This is a genomic window from Nocardia asteroides (genome assembly GCF_900637185.1).
Lineage (GTDB): Bacteria > Actinomycetota > Actinomycetes > Mycobacteriales > Mycobacteriaceae > Nocardia > Nocardia asteroides.
Genome location: NZ_LR134352.1, coordinates 1,746,235 through 1,767,544 on the forward strand (window position 1 = coordinate 1,746,235; position 21,310 = coordinate 1,767,544).

Annotated in this window: 17 protein-coding genes; 8 read left to right on the forward strand and 9 right to left on the reverse strand. The window is 66.9% G+C overall.

From position 1 onward, the window contains the following. The first annotated feature begins 324 nt into the window (after nt 1-324). Nucleotides 325-1,206 (forward strand): nitrilase-related carbon-nitrogen hydrolase, encoded by an 882-nt coding sequence (locus EL493_RS08185; RefSeq protein WP_170211471.1) that lies wholly within the window; start codon nt 325-327, stop codon nt 1,204-1,206. Between the two features lie 50 nt (nt 1,207-1,256). Here the strand turns inward: EL493_RS08185 and EL493_RS08190 are convergent, their stop codons facing one another. Next, nucleotides 1,257-1,601 carry a metal-sensitive transcriptional regulator gene (locus EL493_RS08190; protein WP_019045120.1) on the reverse strand — a complete coding sequence of 115 codons (345 nt, stop codon included), beginning with the start codon at nt 1,599-1,601 and terminating at the stop codon, nt 1,257-1,259. A 145-nt stretch (nt 1,602-1,746) separates the two neighbouring features. Between EL493_RS08190 and EL493_RS08195 the strand changes: the two genes are divergently transcribed. Continuing rightward, on the forward strand, nt 1,747-2,556 hold the full coding sequence (locus EL493_RS08195) for an S-methyl-5'-thioadenosine phosphorylase (RefSeq protein WP_019045121.1): 810 nt from the start codon (nt 1,747-1,749) through the stop codon (nt 2,554-2,556). Here EL493_RS08195 and EL493_RS08200 read toward each other — a convergent pair whose 3' ends face one another. After that, nucleotides 2,557-3,543, reverse strand: coding sequence for a GAF domain-containing protein (locus EL493_RS08200; protein WP_019045122.1), 987 nt, complete (start codon nt 3,541-3,543; stop codon nt 2,557-2,559). A gap of 120 nt (nt 3,544-3,663) precedes the next feature. Here EL493_RS08200 and EL493_RS08205 point away from each other — a divergent pair, with 120 nt between their 5' ends. Next, a complete protein-coding gene (locus tag EL493_RS08205; protein ID WP_019045123.1) occupies nt 3,664-4,224 on the forward strand; it encodes an NADPH-dependent FMN reductase in 561 nt (186 codons plus the stop codon). Nucleotides 4,225-4,228: 4 nt separating this feature from the next. On the opposite strand, the gene eccE is transcribed toward EL493_RS08205, so the two are convergent. Beyond that, nucleotides 4,229-5,872 carry a type VII secretion protein EccE gene (gene eccE / locus EL493_RS08210; protein WP_019045124.1) on the reverse strand — a complete coding sequence of 548 codons (1,644 nt, stop codon included), beginning with the start codon at nt 5,870-5,872 and terminating at the stop codon, nt 4,229-4,231. 83 nt (nt 5,873-5,955) lie between these two features. On the opposite strand from eccE, the gene eccB reads away from it, so the two are divergent. Next, a complete protein-coding gene (gene eccB, locus EL493_RS08215) occupies nt 5,956-7,446 on the forward strand; it encodes a type VII secretion protein EccB (RefSeq protein ID WP_022567320.1) in 1,491 nt (496 codons plus the stop codon). On the opposite strand, the gene EL493_RS08220 is transcribed toward eccB, so the two are convergent. From EL493_RS08220 to eccD, 3 genes are read right to left on the reverse strand one after another with little or no spacing between them, the layout of a single operon-like run. After that, nucleotides 7,443-8,216, reverse strand: coding sequence for a potassium channel family protein (locus tag EL493_RS08220; RefSeq protein ID WP_019045126.1), 774 nt, complete (start codon nt 8,214-8,216; stop codon nt 7,443-7,445). The two genes, eccB and EL493_RS08220, sit on opposite strands and share 4 nt — an antisense overlap. A 33-nt stretch (nt 8,217-8,249) precedes the next feature. Next, nucleotides 8,250-9,629, reverse strand: a complete 1,380-nt coding sequence (mycP, locus tag EL493_RS08225; protein ID WP_019045127.1) for a type VII secretion-associated serine protease mycosin — start codon at nt 9,627-9,629, stop codon at nt 8,250-8,252. 29 nt (nt 9,630-9,658) lie between these two features. Further along, complete coding sequence (gene eccD, locus EL493_RS08230; protein WP_022567319.1) at nt 9,659-11,125, reverse strand: type VII secretion integral membrane protein EccD; 1,467 nt, start codon at nt 11,123-11,125, stop codon at nt 9,659-9,661. Nucleotides 11,126-11,310: 185 nt separating this feature from the next. Here eccD and EL493_RS08235 point away from each other — a divergent pair, with 185 nt between their 5' ends. The 4 genes from EL493_RS08235 (at nt 11,311) to EL493_RS08250 (ending at nt 17,584) form a co-directional block, all read left to right on the forward strand. Continuing rightward, on the forward strand, nt 11,311-15,345 hold the full coding sequence (locus EL493_RS08235; RefSeq protein ID WP_019045129.1) for a type VII secretion protein EccC: 4,035 nt from the start codon (nt 11,311-11,313) through the stop codon (nt 15,343-15,345). Continuing rightward, nucleotides 15,327-16,805 (forward strand): type VII secretion-associated protein, encoded by a 1,479-nt coding sequence (locus EL493_RS08240; RefSeq protein WP_019045130.1) that lies wholly within the window; start codon nt 15,327-15,329, stop codon nt 16,803-16,805. The genes EL493_RS08235 and EL493_RS08240 overlap by 19 nt, the downstream gene beginning before the upstream one ends. 107 nt (nt 16,806-16,912) lie before the next feature. Continuing rightward, nucleotides 16,913-17,230: a WXG100 family type VII secretion target gene (locus EL493_RS08245; protein ID WP_022567318.1), complete on the forward strand. Its 318-nt coding sequence runs from the start codon at nt 16,913-16,915 to the stop codon at nt 17,228-17,230. Between the two features lie 39 nt (nt 17,231-17,269). Then, complete coding sequence (locus EL493_RS08250; RefSeq protein WP_019045132.1) at nt 17,270-17,584, forward strand: WXG100 family type VII secretion target; 315 nt, start codon at nt 17,270-17,272, stop codon at nt 17,582-17,584. 67 nt (nt 17,585-17,651) lie between these two features. On the opposite strand, the gene EL493_RS08255 is transcribed toward EL493_RS08250, so the two are convergent. The 3 genes from EL493_RS08255 to EL493_RS08265 form a co-directional block, all read right to left on the reverse strand. Continuing rightward, entirely contained in the window at nt 17,652-18,842 is a 1,191-nt protein-coding gene (locus EL493_RS08255) for a DUF7373 family lipoprotein (RefSeq protein ID WP_022567317.1), read from the reverse strand. A 7-nt stretch (nt 18,843-18,849) separates the two neighbouring features. Next, on the reverse strand, nt 18,850-19,965 hold the full coding sequence (locus tag EL493_RS08260; protein ID WP_126405625.1) for a DUF7373 family lipoprotein: 1,116 nt from the start codon (nt 19,963-19,965) through the stop codon (nt 18,850-18,852). 187 nt (nt 19,966-20,152) lie between these two features. Next, a complete protein-coding gene (locus tag EL493_RS08265; protein WP_126405627.1) occupies nt 20,153-21,307 on the reverse strand; it encodes a DUF7373 family lipoprotein in 1,155 nt (384 codons plus the stop codon). Nucleotides 21,308-21,310 lie beyond the last annotated feature (3 nt).

Below are 21,310 nucleotides of genomic sequence, written 5' to 3' on the forward strand. Positions count from 1 at the left end.
GGCCTCGCCCCCATAGCGCTCGGCTCTATGTAATGCTTAGCTGCGGACAAGACTCGACGTCGTACGCCATCGGCCCAGCTCCGGGGCTTCATCGGGGAACCGCCGAGTTGCCGCGTCATTCGACCGGAAACCAGGGCCGGTATCCGGGTGTGCCGCCGGTTTGGCACGGACGGTCAGTCGAGTGGCACGCTATGACAGTTTATGTGGTCGCCATCTGCGAGAGAGTGAATCGAACACCTTTCAGGGATTGAGCGACAAGGGGTCACGATGGTTGGTCGTCGGGTACGCGTGGCTGCGGTGCAAGCCGAGCCGAAGTGGTTGAACTTGTCCGCCGGAGTCGAGCAGACAATCGAGCTGATCGACGAGGCCGCCGAGGGCGGTGCGCATCTGATCGCGTTCCCCGAGACTTTTCTGCCCGGATTTCCCTGGTGGATGTGGCTGAACTCGGTCGACTGGGGCGAGGAATTCCTGGCGCGTTACCTGTCGAACTCGCTGGCCGCCGACGGTCCGGAACTGCGCGCCATCGCCTATGCCGCACGACGCAAGGGCATTCACGTCTCCATCGGATTCGCCGAGCGGTCCGGGCGCGAGGTGTTCATGTCGCAGGCGCTGATCGACGTGAGCGGCGAGATCACGGTCGCCCGCAAAGGCGAGCCGACCGGGCTGGAACGCACCGTCTTCAGCGCCGGTGACGACCGCCTGCTGGTGCGCGACACCGAGCACGGCCGGATCGGCGTCCTCGGCGGCGCCGATCACCTGCGACCCGCCCTGCGCGCCCGTATGCAGGAGGAGCGCGAGCAGATCCACATCGCCGCCTGGTCCGGCTTCACTGTCTACTACGGAGAGGGCAAGGAGTGGGGTCCGGAACTCAACACGGCCGCCAGCGTGCGCTACGCCATGGACAATTCGGCCTACGTGATCGCGCCCGTCGCGGTGGTGCCGGTGGCGGGCTGGGAGGTGGTCGACGCGCGCCTGCCCGACCGTAGGCTGCTGCGCGGCGGCGGTGGGGTCTCCCGGATCTTCGGCCCCGGCGGTCTGGAGCTGGCGCCGCCCCTGGTCGAGGGCGAAGAGGGCCTGCTGTTCGCCGACCTCGACATCACCCGCGCGGTGCGTCCGGCACCGGTCGTCCACGCTGACACGTTCCGGGTCCCCAGCGGGCGGGTGGCACGACGCGAGCCGGTGCGCGCGGAGCTGGCCGGCGCCTGAGGGCGGCCGCCGGCGACCGGCCCGCGATCACCGCGGGCCGAGCCGGCCGCTCAGGACCGCACCAGCCGGGCGATCGCGTCCGTCGCCTCCTTGATCTTGGCCTCCGCCTCCGGTCCGCCCGCCACGGCCGCGTCGACGACGCAGTGGCTGATGTGATCCTCGAGCAGGCCCATGGCGACGGCCTGCAGTGCTTTGGTCATCGCGGAGACCTGGGTGAGGATGTCGATGCAGTACTTCTCTTCCTCGACCATCCGCTGCAGGCCGCGCGCCTGACCCTCGATGCGGCGCAGCCGCTTGAGGTAGTCGTCCTTGGCGGTGATGTAGCCGTGGCCCGCGTGGCCGTCGTGGCCCGCGTGCTCGGTGCCGGTCGCGGTGTCGGGGGTGGGTGCGGTCACCGGAGGTCTCCTCGCCTGACGGGGTGCCCGGGATTGCCGAGCTGATACCCCCCTAGGGTACAGTTTCCGGCCGGAATTGTCAGATGGGCCCCGCCGCGAGGTCCCGGTGCTGCGCCGGACCAGCTCGGACGGGAGAATCACCGGTATGAGTTCGCTTCCCCGGCCCGCCCTCGCCGTCATCGGCGGCAGCGGTTTCTATGACTTCTTCGACAACGACGCGGTGCACGTCGAGGTCGACACACCGTACGGCGCGCCGAGCGCTCCCGTCGCCATCGGTGAGGTCGACGGTCGCGCCGTCGCGTTCCTGCCCCGGCACGGCAAACAGCACGAGTTCGCGCCGCACACCCTGCCCTACCAGGCCAACCTGTGGGCGCTGCGCTCGCTCGGCGTGCGCCGGGTGTTCGCGCCGTGTGCCGTCGGCAGCCTGCGCGCCGACTGGGGGCCGGGCACCGTCGCGGTGCCGGACCAGCTCGTCGACCGGACCTCCGGGCGCCCGCAGACCTACTTCGACGGCGGCGGCATCCACGTCTCCTTCGCCGACCCCTACTGCGACGACCTGCGCAGCGCCGCGGTGAAGTCGGCCGGTGACGATCTGCGCGTCGAGGACTCCGGCACGATGGTCGTCGTGCAGGGCCCGCGCTTCTCGACCAGGGCCGAGAGCCGCTGGTTCGCCGGGCAGGGCTGGGACCTGGTGAACATGACCGGTCACCCCGAAGCCGTGCTCGCTCGCGAACTCGAGATGTGCTACGCCGCGGTCGCGCTCATCACCGACCTGGACGCCGGTCTCGAGGAAGGCGACGGCGTGCACGCGGTGGACGTCTTCGCCGAGTTCAAGAAGAACCTCGGCCCGTTCAAGGAACTGCTGCGCCGCGCCGTCGCCGCGGTCGACGGCGAGGACACCTGCGATCGCTGCCGGGTGCACGCCGGCGTCTCGCTGCCCTTCGAACTGCCCTGATCAGGCCGGCGGCGCGGTGACCTGCAGCTGAGCCAGCACGAACGCGGGTCCCGCGGTGCCGCCGCCCGCGGGCAGCGGCGACACCTCCACATCGGCGAGCAGCCAGCCGCCCGACTCGGCGGCCAGCCGCAGCCCCGGCATCCCGACGTGCGCCGCGCCAGCCAGGATCTGCGCCCGCGCGGCGGCGATCCGGTGACGGTCCTCGGGATGGGGGATCAGCCGCTCGTCGACGCCGCGCCAGCGCAGCCCCGGCACCGGCTCGGTGACCCAGCGGACCTGCCGCACCTGGGCGGTGTCGAGGATGCACAGGTACAGGCCCGGCTGCGACCCGCGCAGCAGTTCCAGCGTGGCCGCCTCGAAGGACTTGAGCTGCGGGACAACACTGTCGGTGACGTCCACGCTCACCCCGCGCCACGAGCATCGGTCCGTCCCCAGCCCGTTGCGGGCGGCGATCAGCAGCGACCGCGGTCCCGCCGCGGAATGCACGGTGGCGATGCCGGACCAGCGGCTGCCCGGATCCGAACGACTCAGCGTGGCAACGAATTCCAGTGCCCGGTCGAAGCGCTCGATGCGCTGGAACGGTTCGGCGCCGGTGTATTCGACCGGCGCGGAACCGAAGTGCGGACCGAGCCCGGCGGGCCTGGTGCGGATCACCCGGGCGGTCGCGTCGATCTGAAAGGGCGCTACCCCGAGCGCTTCGGCAGGTGCCTGCTCGCCCACCCACACCTTCACCCCGTGGGTGCCAGCCCCGGGCCACACCACCGGCTCCGCGCGCAAACGCAGCTCCGACCAGGGCTTCCGGGACTTCGGCAGCACCCGGTCGACGGGAACGCCCGTATCGTGCGCCGCGGCGATCAGGGGTTGCAGGGCCGGCGGGATCGCACGCTGATACGAGGCCCACTCCCGCGGCGTCGTACCCGCCGTCAGCATCGACCACGTATCCGGTGCGCCGAGTGTCTCCACGAGCTGCCACCGCCCGATGATCACGTGCTGCCCCCTTCGATCTCGTCACACCTGCCGACTCCGAACGAACGACAGCGCCCATCGTGCCCGATCCGCCCGGCGCCGCCGGTGCCGGGGCGCTCACGGCATCGATAAGCTGCGGGTATGGACACACCGCTGCGGTTGGAGGTCGTCATCGCCAGTACCCGTCCGGAACGGTTCGCGCCCGTGGTGGCCGACTGGTTCCGCGGCGTGCTCGCGGAACGGCCCGAATTCGAGGTCGGCGTCCTCGATCTGCGCGATCTCGCGCTGCCCGCCGACCTCACCGAGACGCCCGAGGTCGACGCGTTCCGGGCCAGGCTGGCCGCCGCCGACGCGTTCGCCGTCGTCACCTCCGAGTACAACCACGGCTATCCGGCCTCGCTGAAGACCGCGCTCGACAGTGCCAAGCACGAATGGCGGGCCAAGCCGATCGGTTTCGTCTCCTACGGCGGGCTCTCCGGCGGTCTGCGCGCCGTGGAACAGCTACGCCAGGTGGTCGCCGAGCTGCACATGGTCTCGGTGCGCGAGTCGGTGAGTTTCGCCCAGGCCAAGCGCCGCTTCGACGCCACCGGCGCGACCGACGACCGCGCCGCGATCGACGCGAGCGCGCGCATGCTCGGCCAATTGGCCTGGTGGGGACGGACTTTGCGGGCCGCGCGGGCGGCCGACCCCTACCCCGGCTGACCGGTCAGGCCGGCGCCATCGACCGCTGACCGCGCGGCTGACCGATGTAGGTCGCCTCGCGCGGGATCGACACCAGGGTCAGGTTCACCCTGGTCGTGCCGGTGCGCAGCACCACCCGGTTGCCGATCGCGTTCGGCTGGAAGATCTCCAGGTCGGGCCGGGAGGCGGGCCAGCCGTTCGGATCACCGGTCAGGTAGATGGTGGTGACGCCGGCGTGCGGCGCGGGCGCGAGCACACCGTCGACCACCGTGGCGGTGAAACCCGCGTCGGACTGGTGGGTTTCGACCGCGAGGGTCAGCCGCTCCGGGTTGCCGACGGTGTTCACCAGCTGCTCCCAGGCGTGCGCCCGGTCGGTGCGTACCAGCACCCGCTCGCCCACCGCGAGCGCGCGGAACACCAGCTGCTGGGCCAGATACAGCTCACCGGCCACGTAGACCGAGGAGATACCGGCGCCGATGATCCTGGCCGCGACACCGTTGCCCTCGTCGTCGGAGCCGAGCAGCTGACCGCAGCCCGCCGAGGGCAGGTGCAGCGCGCCGATGACATCGATCGGGTACTCGCTGGTGGGGATGGTGTCGTCGAGACCCGGCACCGCGATCGGCAGGTGCGCGAGCAGCGCGTCGCGATGCCTGCCGTTCATCGACACCATGCCCTTGGACGCGGTCTTCTCCGGCAGCTCGCGAGCGGTCAATCGCCATGCGGCGCCGACACTCACCGAGTCGGCGTCGCTGCCCGGCCGCAGCCGCACCGCGACCGTGGTGCCGCGTGAGGGCGCCACCCACAGCTGGGCGAGCAGGTCGGAGCCGAGCTGCTTCGGGTCCACCGCGCTGCCGATATTGACGGTGTTGCCGATCTCGGCGAACTTCCACCGCTGGGTCAGCGTGCGCGGGTCGAGGCCGGTGGTGATCTGCTGGACGGCCTTGCGGATCTCGGGCGCGGTGAGAATACGGGCGCTGCAGTCGGCGTCCTCGAGCGTGCGCATGATCCGCTGGGTGGCGATGGTGACCGCGCGGGAGGCGCCGTCGGTGCCGCCGCCGCGGCGGGCCGTCGCGTCGGGGCAGCGCACCGCGTCATAGCTGATCGCGAGCCAGACCGTGCGGTGCGCGGTGGCGGGCAGCGGGCCGAGCAGCGACTCGTAGATCGCGCCCGCCGGCGTGCCGGAGCGGCTGCGGTGGCCGTGGCTGATGATGTCGATGCCGCTGAGCAGGATGTCGTGCTGGTTGAGGCAGGCGGCCAGCTCCGGCAGGGGGAGCAGGTGCGAGGCGTGCACGGTGGTGCGGGCGATCCTGGTCAGCCCGCCCTTGGGCGGCAGCACCTCCACGACGGTGACCACCCGGCTGCCGTCCCAGTACAGGCCGAGCGAACGGCCGTCGGTGTCACGGAAGTCCACGGTGTCGCCCAGGGTGTATTCGCGCTTGCCCATGTAGTCGCGGACGGTGCCCAGCCAGTCGAGCAGCGTGCGCTTGCCGACCGGGATCAGCGGCACCACACCGACGACCACGGCGATACCGAGCGCGGGGAAGGGACCGAGGCCGCACACGAGCGCGATCAGGCCGACGGTCAGGCCGAGTACCTGGGCGATGAGCAGGTGTGGCATCGAGACGCGACCGAACAGTGGACGCGGACCAGCACCGGTGTACTCGGCCATTGGTTCCTCCCCCGAATGTGAACAAGTGCTGCCGGGAACTGTACTGTGTTGCCCGGACGAGAGCACTGTTCGGGGGAGGAACCATGCCTTCAAAACCCACCACACGCTGGCAGGTCAGCGGCTACCGCTTCCTGGTGCGGCGGATGGAGCACGCCCTGGTGCGGCGCGACGTGCGAATGCTGCACGACCCGATGCGCGCCCAATCACGTGCCTACGCAGTGGGTTTGGTACTCGGCATCCTGGTGCTGGCCGGTTGCGGCGTGCTCGCGCTGCTCAAGCCGCAGGACAAGATCGGCGACAGCAAGATCCTGATCGGCAAGGAATCCGGCGGGGTCTACGTGGTGATCGACGACGTGGTGCATCCCGCGCTGAACCTGGCTTCGGCCCGGCTCGCGGCCGGTGAGGCGTCCGAGGCGGCGATCGTCAAGGAATCCGAACTGGGCAAGAAGCCGCGCGGCCAGCTCATCGGCATCCCCGGCGCGCCCTCGTCGCTGCTCTACGACAAAGACGGCAAGGGCAGGCAGTGGACGGTCTGCGACCAGCTCAAGGCCGACGGCAGCGCGGATCTCACCACCTCGGTGCTCGCCGGTTCGCTCGAACTCGGCACCAAGGCCACCGAGATGGCGGGCAACAAGGCGCTGCTGGTGAAGGGCAAGGACGCGGTCTACCTCGTGTACGAGGGCAAGCGCGCGCGGGTCAAGATGGACGATCCCGCCGTCACCAGGGCGCTCGGCATCGGTGACGCCACTCCGCGGCCGATCGGCGAGGGTCTGCTCAACGCGATTCCCGAGGTGCTGCCGATCGTGACCCCCGTCATCGACAACCCGGGTGGAGTTCCGCCGTACAACGTCAGCAACCACAAGATCGGTGACGTCGTCCAGGTCTTCAACGAGCCGAACCAGAACTTCGTGGTGCTCCAGGACGGCCTGCAGCCGGTCTCCGCGCTGACCGCGCAGATCATCCGGAACGCGGTCAACACGACGATGTCCGGCACCACGATCCAGTCCACCGAACACACCTACGCGAACGTGTCGCGGGCGCTGAAGGTGGAGAACTACCCCAAGGACAAGCCCACCCTGGTGACCGAGAAGGACCAGCCGGTCAGCTGCCTCACCTGGAAGCCGATCGCGGGCGCCACCGACAACGCCGACGCCACCGCGCGCGCCGAACTGTCCGTGCTCACCGGCATCGCGCTGCCGATCCCGGACAAGGCCAAGCTGGTGACGCTGGCCCAGGCAGACGGTTCCAAGTCCAATGTCGACTCGGTCTACATCCCGCCCGCCTCGGGCGCCTACGTGCAGACCACCGGCATCGAGCCCGACAGCAGGCGCAAGGACAGCCTCTTCTACATCGCCGACACCGGAGTTCGCTTCGGCATCAAGAACTCCGACGCGGTGAAGGCGCTCGGCCTGGAGAGCGTCAAGGCCGAACCCGCGCCGTGGCCGATCGTCGGCCTGCTGGCCGGTGGCCCGAGCCTCGGCCGGGAAGACGCCATGGTCGCGCACGACGGCGTCGCACCCGACCCGTCGCCGGCCAAGACCCCGGTCGCGACGGTCGCGCCCTCGGCCAACTAGCCCGGCGGCGTCCCGGACCGCTCGCGCAACTCGGCCACCTCGGTGCGCAGCGCGCGGACTTCCTCGACGAGTTCGGCCAGCGTGCGCTCGGCCCGGTCGGCGGCGTCGTCGACGGTCTTGAGCTGTTCGACGACCCAGCTCGTCATGGTGCCGATGGCGAAGGAGATCAGCCCGATGCCGAGCGTCATCAAGACCAGCGACACCAGGCGGCCCTCGGTGGTCACCGGGTAGACGTCGCCGTAGCCGACGGTGGTCACCGAAACCGCCGACCACCACAGCGCGTCACCGAAGGTCTTGATCTTGCTGTCCGGCGCGCCGTACTCGGCGTCGAAGAAGGCCAGGCTCGACAGCACCAGGATCAGCAGCGAACTGCTCGCGACGAAGGTGACCAGGCGGGTCCGCGCCTTCGTCGCCCGGTTCACCGTGTCCAGCAGCAGCAACGCGGCCCGGACCAGCCGCAGCGGCCGGAACGGCGGCACGAGCACCACGAGCAGGTCGAGCGGGTGTTTGCGGACGAACCGCAGCCGGTTGGTCGACAACCACAGCCGCACCCCGAAGTCGACCGCGAACACCGCCCAGATGGCGATGTCGGCCATCAGCAGTGTGCGGTCGAGCCGCGGTGAGACATCGGTGTCGAGCACCCGCCAGGCGTAGAGCACCAGGAACAGCACGGCCAGCGTCATCATCGGGACGTTGGTCGTGCTCTCCCACCGCTGCCTGCGGGTCAGGGCGACGGCTGCATCGGTCGATCGGTCATGCGAACTGCGCACGGGAGGACCGTACCGCGTTCTATGTCGATCGATTCAGTCGTCGGAGTTGGCGCCGAACTTCCGCCGCAGCGGGAACGACGCGAGCACACCGAGGACGAGGATCACCGCGAGCAGCCCGGTTCCGATCAGCGCGACATTGCGGGCGTCGTGATCCGGCGCGGGCGCGGCGGCGGGCACCGCGAGCTGCACGCTGCGCGCCGGCGATGCCTTCTTGGGCGGCAGTTCCCTCGGCACCTCGTTGGTCAGCGCGGCCACCGGGTCCACCGCGCCGTAGCCGATGTACGGATTCCAGCCCTCGGCCGGCGCGTGCGCCGTCGCCTGCAGCCGCTGAATGACCTGCTTGGCACTGAGATTTGGGAACCGCTCGCGCACCAGCGCCGCCACCCCGGCCACATACGGCGAGGCGAAACTGGTGCCGCTGTAGGCCATGTACTTGCCCTGGTTGTCGTACTTCCCGTCGGAGATGCCGGTGGTTCGGGCGTCGAGCGAGGTGATGCCCTCGCCGGGCGCCGCGATGCCGACCCACGGACCCGGCACGGAGAACTTCGAGGGCGCGCCGTTGTCGTTGATCGAGCCCACCGACAGCACGTAGTCGTCGTACCAGGCCGGATTGACGTAGGTACGGATGGTGTCCCAGAGATCCTCGGCGGGTTTCAGCGGGTCGGGACCGGGATTGCCGTTCTTGCAGTTGTCGTCGGTGTTGCCCGCCGAGGTGACGATGACGACGTCCTTCTCCACGGCCGCGTACTGCACGGCGGCGCCGAGCGCGCCGAAGGCCACCTCGTCCTTGGGCGAACTGCTGTTGCAGGCGACCAGCGAGATATTGATGACGCGGGCGCCGAAGTCGGCGGCCCGGCGGATCGCCGCGGCCAGCGAGGACACCTTGCCGTAGCCGTCGGGCCGGTCCTCGGGCGACTTGTTCCGCCCCGCGCCCTCCTGCTGGTACAGCGCGCTGGTCTGCCGGATGCTCAGGATCCTGGCCTCCGGCGCGACACCGGCGAACCCCTGCCCGGGAACCTGGGTGGCGCCGATGATCCCGGCGACGACGGTGCCGTGTACGTCGCAGTCCTCGGTCCCGTCCCCACCGGCCGCGACGTAGTCACCGCCCGCCCACAGATCCGGCAGCCGCGGGTGCTGCGACACCCCGGTGTCGATCACCGCGACGAGCTGACCGGCGCCCTTGGCGAACTGCCAGGCCCGCTCCAGATCCAGCGACCGCTGACTCGACGGAATCACCGTCGAGGTGCTGGCCTGGGTCCGGTAGCACATGCCGTTCACGCCGCTGGCGTGCTCGGTCTTCTCCGCGGGCACGGCCGGGTCACCCGCGGGCAGGAGCCCGGGATTGATCGCGGGCGGGCGATCGGCGTGCGCCGTTCCCGTCAGCCCGATTCCGGCGTTGATCCCGATGGCCACGGCAACGGCCGTCAGCCGAAGCCCGAGCCTCACAGTCCGCGAACCAGCGCGTAGAGCTCGGCGACCCAGAACACCAGCGGCAGCACCGCGGCGACGAACGCGTACTCGAGCAGCTCGGCGGCCCGGCGCATCGGCGGGGTGGCCGACTGGTTCGGCACGATCAGGCCGATCACCAGCGCCGCGACCAGGATCACCAGCGCGGTGCCGAAAACGACCAGCGGCTGGTTCATCTCGACGGCGATGCCGATCAGCATCAGCAGCACGATGGACGCGCCACCGGCGATCAGCACGACCGCCTGCTCGGCGCCCGCGTAGGTGCGGCTGCGGAACATCAGCACCACCGAGCACACCAGCGCCAGCGCGATGCCGGGCCAGTAGGGATCGTCGGACCCGGCGTCGACCGAGAGCAGCGCACCGACGACGGTGACCAGGGTGGTCGCCGCGACGAGCCCGGCGAGGTAGTTGCGCGCCCGCTCCGACCGGCCCCGCAGCGCGTCCAGGGTGGGCAGCGCGCGGTGGTCGTCCGGATCGTCCTCGGTCGGATCGATCGGGGTACCCGGCGAGGGCACCGGCGGCAACGGCAGCTTGGCCAGCAGCATCGAAACCCGCGGCGCCAGTGACAGACCCGTCAGACCGGCGGCGGCGACGACCGCGCCGATCGCCTTGACCGGCTGATCGGTGAGCAGCCCCACGAGGGCGGCCGGCACGGCGAACACCGAGATCGCGGCCGTGCCGATGAACAGCGCCAGACCCACGCCGGTGACCCGCCAGGCGAGTACCGCGGTGGCGCCGAGCAGCGCGAAGCCGAACAGCAGATGGGCCCAGCCGTAATGATCGGGGACCAGCAGCATGCCGCCGGTGAACGCGGCGGGCAGCGCGCAGCCACCGATGACCAGCGCGGCGGAGGTGTCGCCGTACATCCGGCTGAGCACGGTGCCCGCGACGACACAGAGGATCGCGACCAGCAGCGCCAGCGACCCGGTCACCCAGAACGGCAGCGCCGCGGGCGCGGCGAGCAGGCCGAAGCAGCCGACCAGCATGGTGATCGCGGCCAGCACCGACCCGGTGATGCGCGCCGTCTTCGGTGTCCAACTGCGGTAATGCTCCGCGTCGGCGATCGCGACGTTGTACATGATGTCGTCGAACAGCGGCGTCGGCGCGGTGTGCGAGGCGCTCTCCAGCATCAGCAGCTCGCCGTCGCGCACGCCGTGCTCGCCGAGGCTGAGCGAATTCGAGAACGGGGGATGGCCGATGCGCGCGAGGACCCACTCGGCCGGCTCGTAGCGTTCGCCGTCGTTGTCGAAATCGTTCGACCGGCTGTGCTGAGCGACCATGTCGACCACGCTCGGGATGACGAGAGCGACCGGCACATCGACCGGAATCGCCATGTCGACCTGCGTGTGCTTGGCCAGGATCGTCACCCGGGCAAGGTCCGGTGCGCGAACGATGCCGCGCGCGGAGTCCTCCTCCAGATGATCGAGTCGCGCGTGCGTCAAAACTCCCCCAACTCCGTCTCTACCTCGTGTTTCCGCTGGACCGCTCGGGCGATCGACAGTTTGCGGAACTCACTGTTCGGACAGCAGAATGCCTGACGAACCATACGACATGTCGGCCGCGACCTCTACACTGAGCCCGTCGCGAGGACAGTCGGCGAGTAGTCAAGCAGGGGGAGTCTTCGACCATGAGCACAGTCCGGTTCCAGCGCCGTGCCCGGCGCGAGATGCCGCGCACGCCTGGTGGCGAGGTCACCCTGCAGCCGCCGCCCGAAATCCCGCGCATCACCCCGGGCAACCTGCTGATGAAGCTCATGCCCGTCGTCATGGTTGTCGGCATGGTCGGCATGATGGCGCTGATGTTCACGCAGGGCAGCGGCATGCTCCGCAACCCGATGTCGATGATGTTCCCGCTGATGATGATCATGTCGATGGCCACCATGTTCGGCCAGGGCAGCGGTAAAGGGGCCAAGGCAGCCGAGGCCAACGAGGACCGCAAGGACTACCTGCGCTACCTCGACCAGGTCCGCAAGGACGTCGACGAGACCGCCACCCAGCAGCGCGCCGCCGTCGAGTGGAGCCACCCCGAGCCCGGCCTGATCTGGATGCTCGCCGGCACCAGCCGCATGTGGGAACGCCGCTCCGGCGACAAGGACTTCTGCCACGCCCGCATCGGGCTCGGCGGTCAGCGCCTGGCCACCCGCCTGGTCGCCCCCGAGACCGGCCCGGTCGAGGAGCTCGAGCCGATCGCCGCGGTCTCGCTGCGCCGCTTCGTCCGCGCCCACTCCACCGTCCCCGACCTGCCCACCGCCATCGCGGTCAAGGGCTTCGGCACCATCGCCCTCGACGGCGACCGCGCCCAGGCCCGCGACATGACCCGCGCGATGTTGTTGCAGCTGTGCATGTTCCAGGCGCCCGACCAGGTGCTCGTCGCCGTGGTCTGCGGCCCGGACACCGCGCGCGAGTGGGAGTGGACCAAGTGGCTCCCGCACACCCAGCACCCCGAGGTGTCCGACGGCATCGGCACCCAGCGCATGTTCTACGGCTCCATCCGCGAGGCACTGAGCAGCCTGCACCCGCTGCTCGGCAACCGTGTGCGCTACTCGCGCAACCAGCCGAACAACCCGAACCTGGTGCACGTGGTGATCGTCGTCGACGGCGGTCTGCTCGAGGCCGAGGACGACCAGCTGCGCGAGTCCGGCTACGAGGGCGTCACCATCATCGACCTGTGCAATTACGCACCGCGCCTCGCGGTTTCGCGCGGCATCAAGATGGTCGTGGAAGACGGCGAGTGCCTCGGCCGCGGCGCCACCGGCAACCAGGAACGCTTCGCCACCATCGACCGGGTCAGCGCCGAACAGGCCCAGCAGGCCGCCCGCCGCCTCGCCCCCTACCGCGCCGCCACCCAGCGCAGCAGCGACGTCGAGACCGACGACACCGAGACCATCTCCACCTGGGCGCAGCTGATGGGCCTCGGCGACATCGGCAACTTCAACCCCGCCAGCGCCTGGCGCCCCCGCTACGGCCGCGAGCGCCTGCGCGTCCCGTTCGGCGTCGGCGCCGACGGCAACCCGGTGGAACTCGACATCAAGGAAGCCGCCGAGAACGGCATGGGCCCGCACGGCCTGTGCATCGGCGCCACCGGTTCCGGTAAGTCGGAATTCCTGCGCACCCTGGTGCTCAGCCTGCTCGCCACCCACTCGCCCGACCAGCTCAACCTGGTCCTGGTCGACTTCAAGGGTGGCGCCACCTTCCTCGGCCTCGACGGCGTCCCGCACGTCGCCGCGGTCATCACCAACCTGGAAGAGGAAGCCGACCTCGTCGACCGTATGAAGGACGCCCTGGCCGGCGAGATGAACCGCCGCCAGGAAGTCCTGCGTCAGGCGGGCAACTTCGCCAACGTCTCCGAATACGAGAAGGCCCGCGCCGCCGGCGCCGACCTCGACCCGCTGCCCGCCCTGTTCGTCGTGCTCGACGAGTTCTCCGAACTCCTCACCCAGCACCCCGATTTCGCGGAACTGTTCGTGATGATCGGCCGCCTCGGCCGCTCGCTGCACGTCCACCTGCTGCTCGCCTCCCAGCGCCTGGAAGAGGGCAAGCTCAAGGGCCTGGAATCCCACCTGTCCTACCGCATCGGCCTGAAGACTTTCTCCGCCAACGAGTCCCGCCAGGTCCTCGGCGTCCCCGACGCCTACAACCTGCCCAACTCACCTGGTGGCGGCTACCTCAAGGCCGACTCCGGCGAGATCCAGCGCTTCCAGGCCTCCTACGTCTCCGGCGCCTACGTCGGCGGCGGCTCCCAGCGCGAGGTCACCAGCGCGGGCATCGTCGGCGGCGAGATCGACGTCAACGCCCGCCCGTTCAGCGCCAACCACGTCGCCTTCCGCACCTCGGACCGCGTCCCGGTCCCGGTGGAGTCGACGTTCGAACCGGAAACCCCCAGCGAGGACGGCGAGCAGGTCTCCAACCTGAACATGCTCGTGGCCCGGATCAACGGCCACGGCCGCGCCGCCCACGAGATCTGGCTGCCCCCGCTGGACGAGGCGCCCACCCTCGACCAGCTCATCCCGCGCTCGATCCTCACCGGCGAGTACTCCGCGCAGGCCACCTTGCGCGCGCCCATCGGCATCGTCGACCGCCCGTACGACCAGCGCCGCGACCCGATGATGGTCGACCTGTCCGGCTCCCGCGGCCACGTCGCGATCGTCGGTGGCCCCCAGTCCGGCAAGTCGACCGCGCTGCGCTCGCTGGTGATGGCCATGTCGATGTCGCACACGGCCGAGCAGGTGCAGTTCTACTGCCTCGACTTCGGTGGCGGCACCCTGTCCAGCCTCGCGGGCCTCCCGCACGTCGGTTCCGTCGCCAGCCGCCTCGACCCCGACAAGGTCCGCCGCACCGTCGCCGAGATGACCAACCTGGTCCGCCAGCGCGAGAAGCGCTTCCACCAGCTCGGCATCGAATCCATGGTCGAATTCCGCCGCCTGCGCGCCATGGACCCGAACAGCAGCCCCGCCGCGGCCGGTGCCCACGCCGATCCCTACGGCGACGCGTTCCTGGTCATCGATGGATTCGGAACCATCCGCCAGGATTACGACGCCCTGGAACAACCGATCACCAACCTTGCCCTGCAGGGTCTTTCGTACGGCGTGCACGTCGTCATCGCGCTGTCCCGCTGGATGGAGGCGCGCCCCGCGCTCAAGGACCAGATCGGCACCCGAATCGAACTGCGTCTCGGTGACCCCATGGACTCCGATATCGGCCGCAAGTTCGCGACTCTGGTCCCGCAGGGTCGCCCCGGTCGCGGTATCACCCCGGACGCGCTGCACATGCTGATGGCACTGCCCAGAGTCGACGGCAGCTCCGATCCGCTGGATCTCAGTGCCGGTGTCGCGCATGCGGTCGAGCTGCTCGCTCAGCGCACCCCCGGCCGCCCGGCTCCAGGCACCCGAACACTGCCGGACCTGCTGGAGCGCGACGAGTTGCTGCGCGCGATGCGCAACTGGCCCGCCGAGATCGATCGGTCGCGGCCCAACTTGCAGGTGCCTGTCGGTGTCAACGAGTCCGAGCTGGCACCCGTCCTCCTCAACCTTGCCGATACGCCGCACTTCTTGGCGTTCGGTGAGAGTGAGTGCGGTAAGACGGCGCTGCTGCGCGGAATCTGTCAGGGCATCGTCGAGTCGAACACACCGAAACAGGCGAAGATCATCCTGGGCGACTACCGCCGTACGCTGCTCGGCACAGTCGAAGGCGACCACCTGGCGGGCTACGCGCCCGCGTCGGAGATCCTGACTCCGTTCGTCCAGCAGGTCGCCGGCATCTTGAAGTCGCGGATGCCCGGTGCGAACATCACGCAGCAGGAGCTGCGAGCCCGTTCCTGGTGGACGGGCCCGGAGCTGTACCTGATCATCGACGACTACGACCTTGTCGTCACCGGGACGGGCAACCCGCTGTCGCCGCTGGTCGAGTTCATCCCGCACGCCAAGGACATCGGGTTCCATCTGATCATCGCCCGCCGCTCCGGTGGCGCCTCTCGCGCGCTGTACGAGCCGGTGCTGTCCCGGATGCGTGACGTCGGCTGTATCGGTCTGGTGATGAGTGGAAACCGCGACGAAGGCCAGCTCTTCGGCAATGTCCGACCCAGCGCGATGCCCCCGGGCCGCGGCACCCTGGTCACCCGAAACGCCGTCGACCTGGTGCAGTTGGCATGGTCACCGGCTTTGTGACCGACATCGACGTCGTGGTCAGCGGGGCGCGCATCCTGGCGCGCACCGCGGCCCGGCACGCGGATGTCGTCCCCACGGTCATGCCCGTCCCCGACGGGATCGTGGTCGGTGCCCCGGTCGGACCGACACAACCGTCGGTGTACGCCCTGACCCTGGATTCGGCATGGATCGGTTTCGAACCGGCACCGATCCCGGCAGCGGCCGCCTCGGACGCGATCGTGGACAAGGTGCTCGTCGGCTTGGCCCCGACAATCCCTGGCGCGGCAGTCGGTGTGGCCCACCCCAGTGCGTGGACGGGTGCCCAGCAAGAGGTACTCAGTCGATCGTTCGGCAGGTATTCGGGCTCGGTCGTTCTCGAATCACTCGCCGTCCGCGTGGCCAAACTGCGGCAGTCCCTTGCCACGTCGGAACGCATCATCGTCGTCGAGATCGAACCGCTCGACATCACAGTCACCGCCGTCGACCGATCCCGCGATCAGATCGAAATCGCAGCCTGCGAATCGGAACCAACACTGGGCGCGGGCGAGTGGAACGACGCCGCCCTGGACACCACGATCGAGATGATCAGCCTGGTGTCCGCCGGCGTCAGGCCGACAACTGTCGTCGTCATCGGCCCGCACGAAGAAGCCCTGCTGGAGCGCCTGCGCGGATACACCGCCGCGACCTGGACCACGCTGCCGACACCGCTCGTCCAACCGATGGCCTACACAGCTCTGCTGTTGCCGCAGTCCAAGCTCGCCGACCACAGCTCCCGTCCGATACCGGCGCAGAACGCCGAATGGGTTGGAACCCTGAGGGAGCGGGCCGCCGCGACCACCCCGCCCCCGCGAATGGGGCCGGCCAAGATCGCTGCCGCGGCGGCGGTAGCGATAGCCGTCCTCGCTGCGGGCACGGCCGCGGTGATCGCAACCAGAAGTAGTGGCGCCGACGCGGCGACTTCAGCCGGAAGCACCTCGGCCGGCCCGGTCGCCATCTCGACGACGACCTCAGCGACCCCGTCACCGCTCGCACTGTCTCCCACACAGCCCGTAAATACACCTACACGGCACACGATGGGCCGCGTAGGCTTCACTGTTCCGCCCGGCTGGCGGGTCGCCGACGGCGCGACGTCGGAGCGGACCACGATCGTTCCGAAGACAGCCATCCCCGCCCGGATTACTGTGACATACAACACTACGTCTCCGGGGTTCGGATATGGTGAACTTGTTGCGGACCTTGCTGCGAGGATCGACTCGGCGCCGCCGGGCAGGTTTGGGGGATTTGAGCGCGATCTGACAGTATCGGGCCGACCGGGGGCTACATACAGGGAATCTCCCGGCGATGGCTCCGTAGTCCTGTGGCAGGTTCTGTTCTATGACGACGTCCAGGTGAGTGTCGGCTGCCAGACCGGGGTGAGAGAGGGGGGAGGTATCGATGCTGAATGCGACGCCGTGGTTCGGTCGGTTTCCACTACGGCGTGACCGCGGGGGCCTCGAATCCGATGGAACCGACGAAGCACATCGTGCGTCTAACCAGATGACGGGATCAGTTCGCGCAGGGCGGGCTGGGATCACAACAAGGAGCTGAAATGCCATTCCACGCAAAGCCCGAAGAGATCGCTACGTTCGCCAACGTGACCATGCAGAAGAAGTACGAAGAGATCGACAGTCTGATCAAGGCCTCGCAGGGACGCGCTACGACCGTCGAAGATGGTAGGTCGATGGTGGGTGCGGCCGGTGGTGCCTTCCAGAATGTCATGGTCGAATATCTGAAGTCTGCCCGTGAGCTCAATGAAGCGCTGATGACGAACGCCAGGAACGTCGGCAACGTCGCGACTGAGATCGACAACCAGGAAGCGCTGTCTGCACAGGCGATGATGGGTGCGACCGCGACCCTCAACATCTAGCCAATTTCGACTACCTAATTCGTATAGAGAGGAAATTCCATGGACTACGGTGACATCAGGTACGACTTTTCCGAGGTTCACGCTGCGGGTACCGGTCTGCAGCGCGAGGCGACGGAGATTGCGAATGCCTTGCAGGAGTTCGAGAACCTGTTTCAGGACTTCATCATGAACAGCTTCGACGAAGGTGAAGGTTCCGGCGCGTTTGCAATTCTGCAGACCCAGTGGTCCAAGCAGTCCGTCGCGCTGAACGAGGACCTTCAGGCCATCGGTGCCAAGGTCGTGTCGGGTGGTGAGCACATGGAGTCCACTGACAAGGCCATGGCCAAGATGCTTTTCAACGGCGCAGGTATGTGAGCGTCGAATCGATTCTCACAATCTGAAGGGGCCCGGATACGTCCGGGCCCCTTTCTAGTTGGTGTGTTTATCGACCCGCTGCGAGTAACTTGTACTGTGCCGCCGTCTTTTGGTGGAGATCCTGTATTTTCGAGCCGTGTACCTGCGCTAGGTATCTATCGAAGACAACAAAACAGACTGGTCGATCGACCTGGGGCGGCCCCTTATCGTCCTTACGTTCGTAGCACTTCGCGATCGGAAGATGGCGTGGGCTGTCGACAGGATTCCGATAGTCCCCGTTGGGCTCCAGTAGTGCATGCATAAGCTGGGTGGCGGATGCTGAGTCCTTCGCCCGATACACAGTGGTATGAGCCTCAGTGGATACTAGATCTACCCCTGCGGCGGCCAAGGCTGGCTTTGTTGTCCCGGGTCGGTGCTCTCGTGCAATCGCGGCTTGGACAGGCTCCACGGCGCCGTCGGGTATACCACCGATCTGATCGTCCGGTTCGCCAGGGAGTGTTCGGCTCAACATCTGGTCTATGTCTATCGGCAGCTCGGGCAACTCTACGGCCGGCGTCGGAGTGTACTGGGCCACCATGTCGATCATTGTTGAGTAGGCCTTGGCAGCGAACTCCACGGAGGGATCAGGGTTAGGCGGTCCGCCCAGCAGGTCGACCACACGAACGCCGAGAATCATCGCCCCATGTGCCATCCAAGAATCAAGGGTGGTAACACTCCAATTGGTCCTTGCTTTCGGAAAGCTGGGAATCCCGACAGCGCTGTCGTATTGCGATGGTATTCGCTGCTGTTCATCGATGATTCTGTTCATGGCAGATTCGGCTTCGACTGGTGTTTCGAACAAGAAATTGTATAGGAATGCTTGCCTGCCCACTGTCGAGTTCAGTCTGCGGTGGCCCGAAGTGCTCCAACCGACACGTAGTCCACTGGTGAAGTGGCCGAATTCTTCTTTGTCTACACGGGCGAGGGACATGGGAATCGTCGGCGTCACACGAACTTGAGAGTTGCTTTGCGACTGGAATCCGTAACTCGAATCGATGTCGTACGGTATCGGCATGGCCGCGCCGAGGCGACTTGCCTCGATGGCGAGGCCGCTCTGGTCCGGTTTCGATTCGTTCGGGTTGCGCGGGACGGACTGATAGTTTCCGGTTTCGAGCAAACTTGTGTCAATGGCCGATTCTTGGCTGCCGCCCGCGGATCCGCATCCGGAAGTGATCGCCAGAGTCAGAAGCGCAACGGCTAACCGGGATTCAAGTCGCATTGTTTCCTCATTCGAACTTCGACAAAATAGCGTATTGCGCAGCGGCTCGCTCGTAGAGCACGGGGTCTACTTGGCCACTCAGTTTTGTGTTTGCGGTAACTACTCCGACATACCTTCCTCGGATAATCGCGCACATCAGGTCGTATTTTCTTACCGGGTCCGGCTCATAGAGTTGGACGCACCGTGCATCCGCCAAGAGCGGAGGGGCTGGGAGTTCCTGGTCCCGTTTGCCCAATGTTGCCAATGCGGATTGTAGATGAAAGGATCCAGCTACGTCCTTGGTGCGATAGACGATTCCGAATCGTCGGCCGATAAGATCGGTCCGACTTTCAGCGTACGCCCGTTGGAGCAGTGCGCTGTTTCTTTCGTAGTGCAGATGGCCGTCAGGACTGAACGCTCCGAAGTCGGGCTCTATGGCGAACGGGAACTTCGGATTCTCCGAACCCAGCGCACGACGCATGATCTGGTCTGGGTCGACCGGTGTGTCGAGGACGTCTTCCCATGGCGTTGGTCGCAGTCCTTCCAGTTTAGTGAGTTGAAGGTTCACGGCCTTGCTCAAGTTGGCTGTAATCGCTTGCTGGTCAGGATCTGCTCGGCCATAACTGATAAGGACGGTGTATACCCCTCGCTGGACGACCGCAGTGCCGGATGACCAATTCGTGGAAAACGCCGAGACATCAGGCCTACCATCGACAGATATCGAATGAGCGTCTTCCTTGCGAAGCGCTTGTGCAATTCCGGTAGAAGCGCTGTTGGCCTTGTCTACTGTAGAGAATCGGAGCACAGACAAGATGAGCCGTCGAGGACTTCGTGGATCACCATCGGTCCTTGCCACGTATGCCCCGGCCAGGAGGCTGTTGCTCGTGATCGGTTCCCGGAGGCTCTCCGGGAGTGCGGGTGTCGCGAACGGCCCATCCGGGTCGGTATACGTCTCGACCGCGGCGAGAGTATTGGTCTCCGGGTCGATATCGGTGGCCGAGGTCAAATAGTTCAGCATGCGCTTCGCCTCGAGATCGCGTACGTCCTTGGCTTTTGCGACTATGCTCAGTTCGTAGCGATACGGTTCCGGCGAATAACTGCCGAGGCTTAGTTTTGTCAAATCGACCGGTGTTTCTGTCGGCATCGGCAAACCGTCGACCTGGGAACCGCAACTTACCGCAGCGATCGCGGTTGCGGTCAATACAATCGAGAGTCGCTTTCGCATAATACTCCTCCACCACGCTACTCGGCTGCGCTGCGGGCCAGAGGCCGGCATGGTCTCCGCGCTCGCCCCGTACCCATTGATCTTTGTTTATCGGTTCCAGGAGTGGCTAGCCTGTAATCGCGAGCAACTTGTACTGTGCAGAAATCCGCTGACGAACCTCCTGGAGGTTTGCGCCAACGACCGAAATGGCATATCGGCCGACTGGGGCAATGCATCGGGGGCTGTTGACACCAGTCATCTCGAGGTTCGGGTCCAGCTCATAGCAATGTGCCACCGGGAGGTTTTCTGGCCCTGCGGCGTCGACGAGCCCCCGTGCATTGAAGGCGCCCTTTTCCAGGGCGACTATCAAGCGCGCCGCGGCTGCCTCGTCGCGTGCGCGGTATATGGTTGCACCACTGATCGCGACGTAATCAACACCCGAATCGGCAAATGCTGCAGATAATGCAGCGGGACGCTCGGCCAGCCCTAGGGCGGCGTGTGCTGGGTATACTGCAGCACCCGGCCTAGGCGGGTCTCTACGTAGAGTCTTGGCGAGCAGACCCTCGGTATCAAGCGGAAGTTTGTCCAGATCTGCAATCGGAGTTGCGGTAAATTCTTTCAACAGTGCCAGCTGCCGGTCAAGATATCTTTGTACAATCTGTGTGTTCTCGATCGGGTCGAACGGTCGACTGACTGGATCGGATATCAGGATGGCGACAAGCATGTCGTTGACTGCGTGAAAGGCGCGTAGTGTGGTAACGCCTAGTGAGTCCGTCTGGGTAATTTTTGCGAGCACCCCGGGATGGTCTTCGAATCCATCGAATACCTCGCCTTCGCTGCGAAGCATCAGTTTTTCTGCGGCGTTTTTAGCGAGGTGGGAATCTTTGAATCGAAGTGTGAATGTTTCGATCGAACGACCCTGGCCGAGTTCATCGCGCCGGTTTGCATACATCCGCCAACCCGCAACCAAGCCCGGTACCTCGACCGCGAACTGCTTGCTCTCGATACCGGTTCCATTGAAATACGGTGGTTCTTCAAGTGTCACCCTGTTGCTGCGGGCCGGCTGAATCGGTGCGTAGCCGAAGCGTGCATCGTACTCCATTGCCAGCGGTGTTGCTTCTCCGATCCGAATTGCTTCACGCACGACACCGGACGTGGGGGTCCGTAAAGTCTCGATGTCGATCGGGCTTGTGGCGAAGTTTCCGGTGTCGAGTCGATCAATATCGATGCTGGATTGCGTACCCTGGCTTCCGCATGCGCTAGCCAAGAGGACGGTCAGCACAAG

Excerpts from the sequence above, each read along its gene's own strand:
- EL493_RS08195 (WP_019045121.1), top strand. The coding sequence starts at position 1,747 with ATGAGTTCGCTTCCCCGGCCCGCCCTCGCCGTCATCGGCGGCAGCGGT.
- EL493_RS08205 (WP_019045123.1), top strand. The coding sequence starts at position 3,664 with ATGGACACACCGCTGCGGTTGGAGGTCGTCATCGCCAGTACCCGTCCG.
- eccE (WP_019045124.1), bottom strand. The coding sequence starts at position 5,872 with ATGGCCGAGTACACCGGTGCTGGTCCGCGTCCACTGTTCGGTCGCGTC.
- eccB (WP_022567320.1), top strand. The coding sequence starts at position 5,956 with ATGCCTTCAAAACCCACCACACGCTGGCAGGTCAGCGGCTACCGCTTC.
- EL493_RS08235 (WP_019045129.1), top strand. The coding sequence starts at position 11,311 with ATGAGCACAGTCCGGTTCCAGCGCCGTGCCCGGCGCGAGATGCCGCGC.
- EL493_RS08240 (WP_019045130.1), top strand. The coding sequence starts at position 15,327 with ATGGTCACCGGCTTTGTGACCGACATCGACGTCGTGGTCAGCGGGGCG.
- EL493_RS08245 (WP_022567318.1), top strand. The coding sequence starts at position 16,913 with ATGCCATTCCACGCAAAGCCCGAAGAGATCGCTACGTTCGCCAACGTG.
- EL493_RS08250 (WP_019045132.1), top strand. The coding sequence starts at position 17,270 with ATGGACTACGGTGACATCAGGTACGACTTTTCCGAGGTTCACGCTGCG.
- EL493_RS08255 (WP_022567317.1), bottom strand. The coding sequence starts at position 18,842 with ATGCGACTTGAATCCCGGTTAGCCGTTGCGCTTCTGACTCTGGCGATC.
- EL493_RS08260 (WP_126405625.1), bottom strand. The coding sequence starts at position 19,965 with ATGCCGACAGAAACACCGGTCGATTTGACAAAACTAAGCCTCGGCAGT.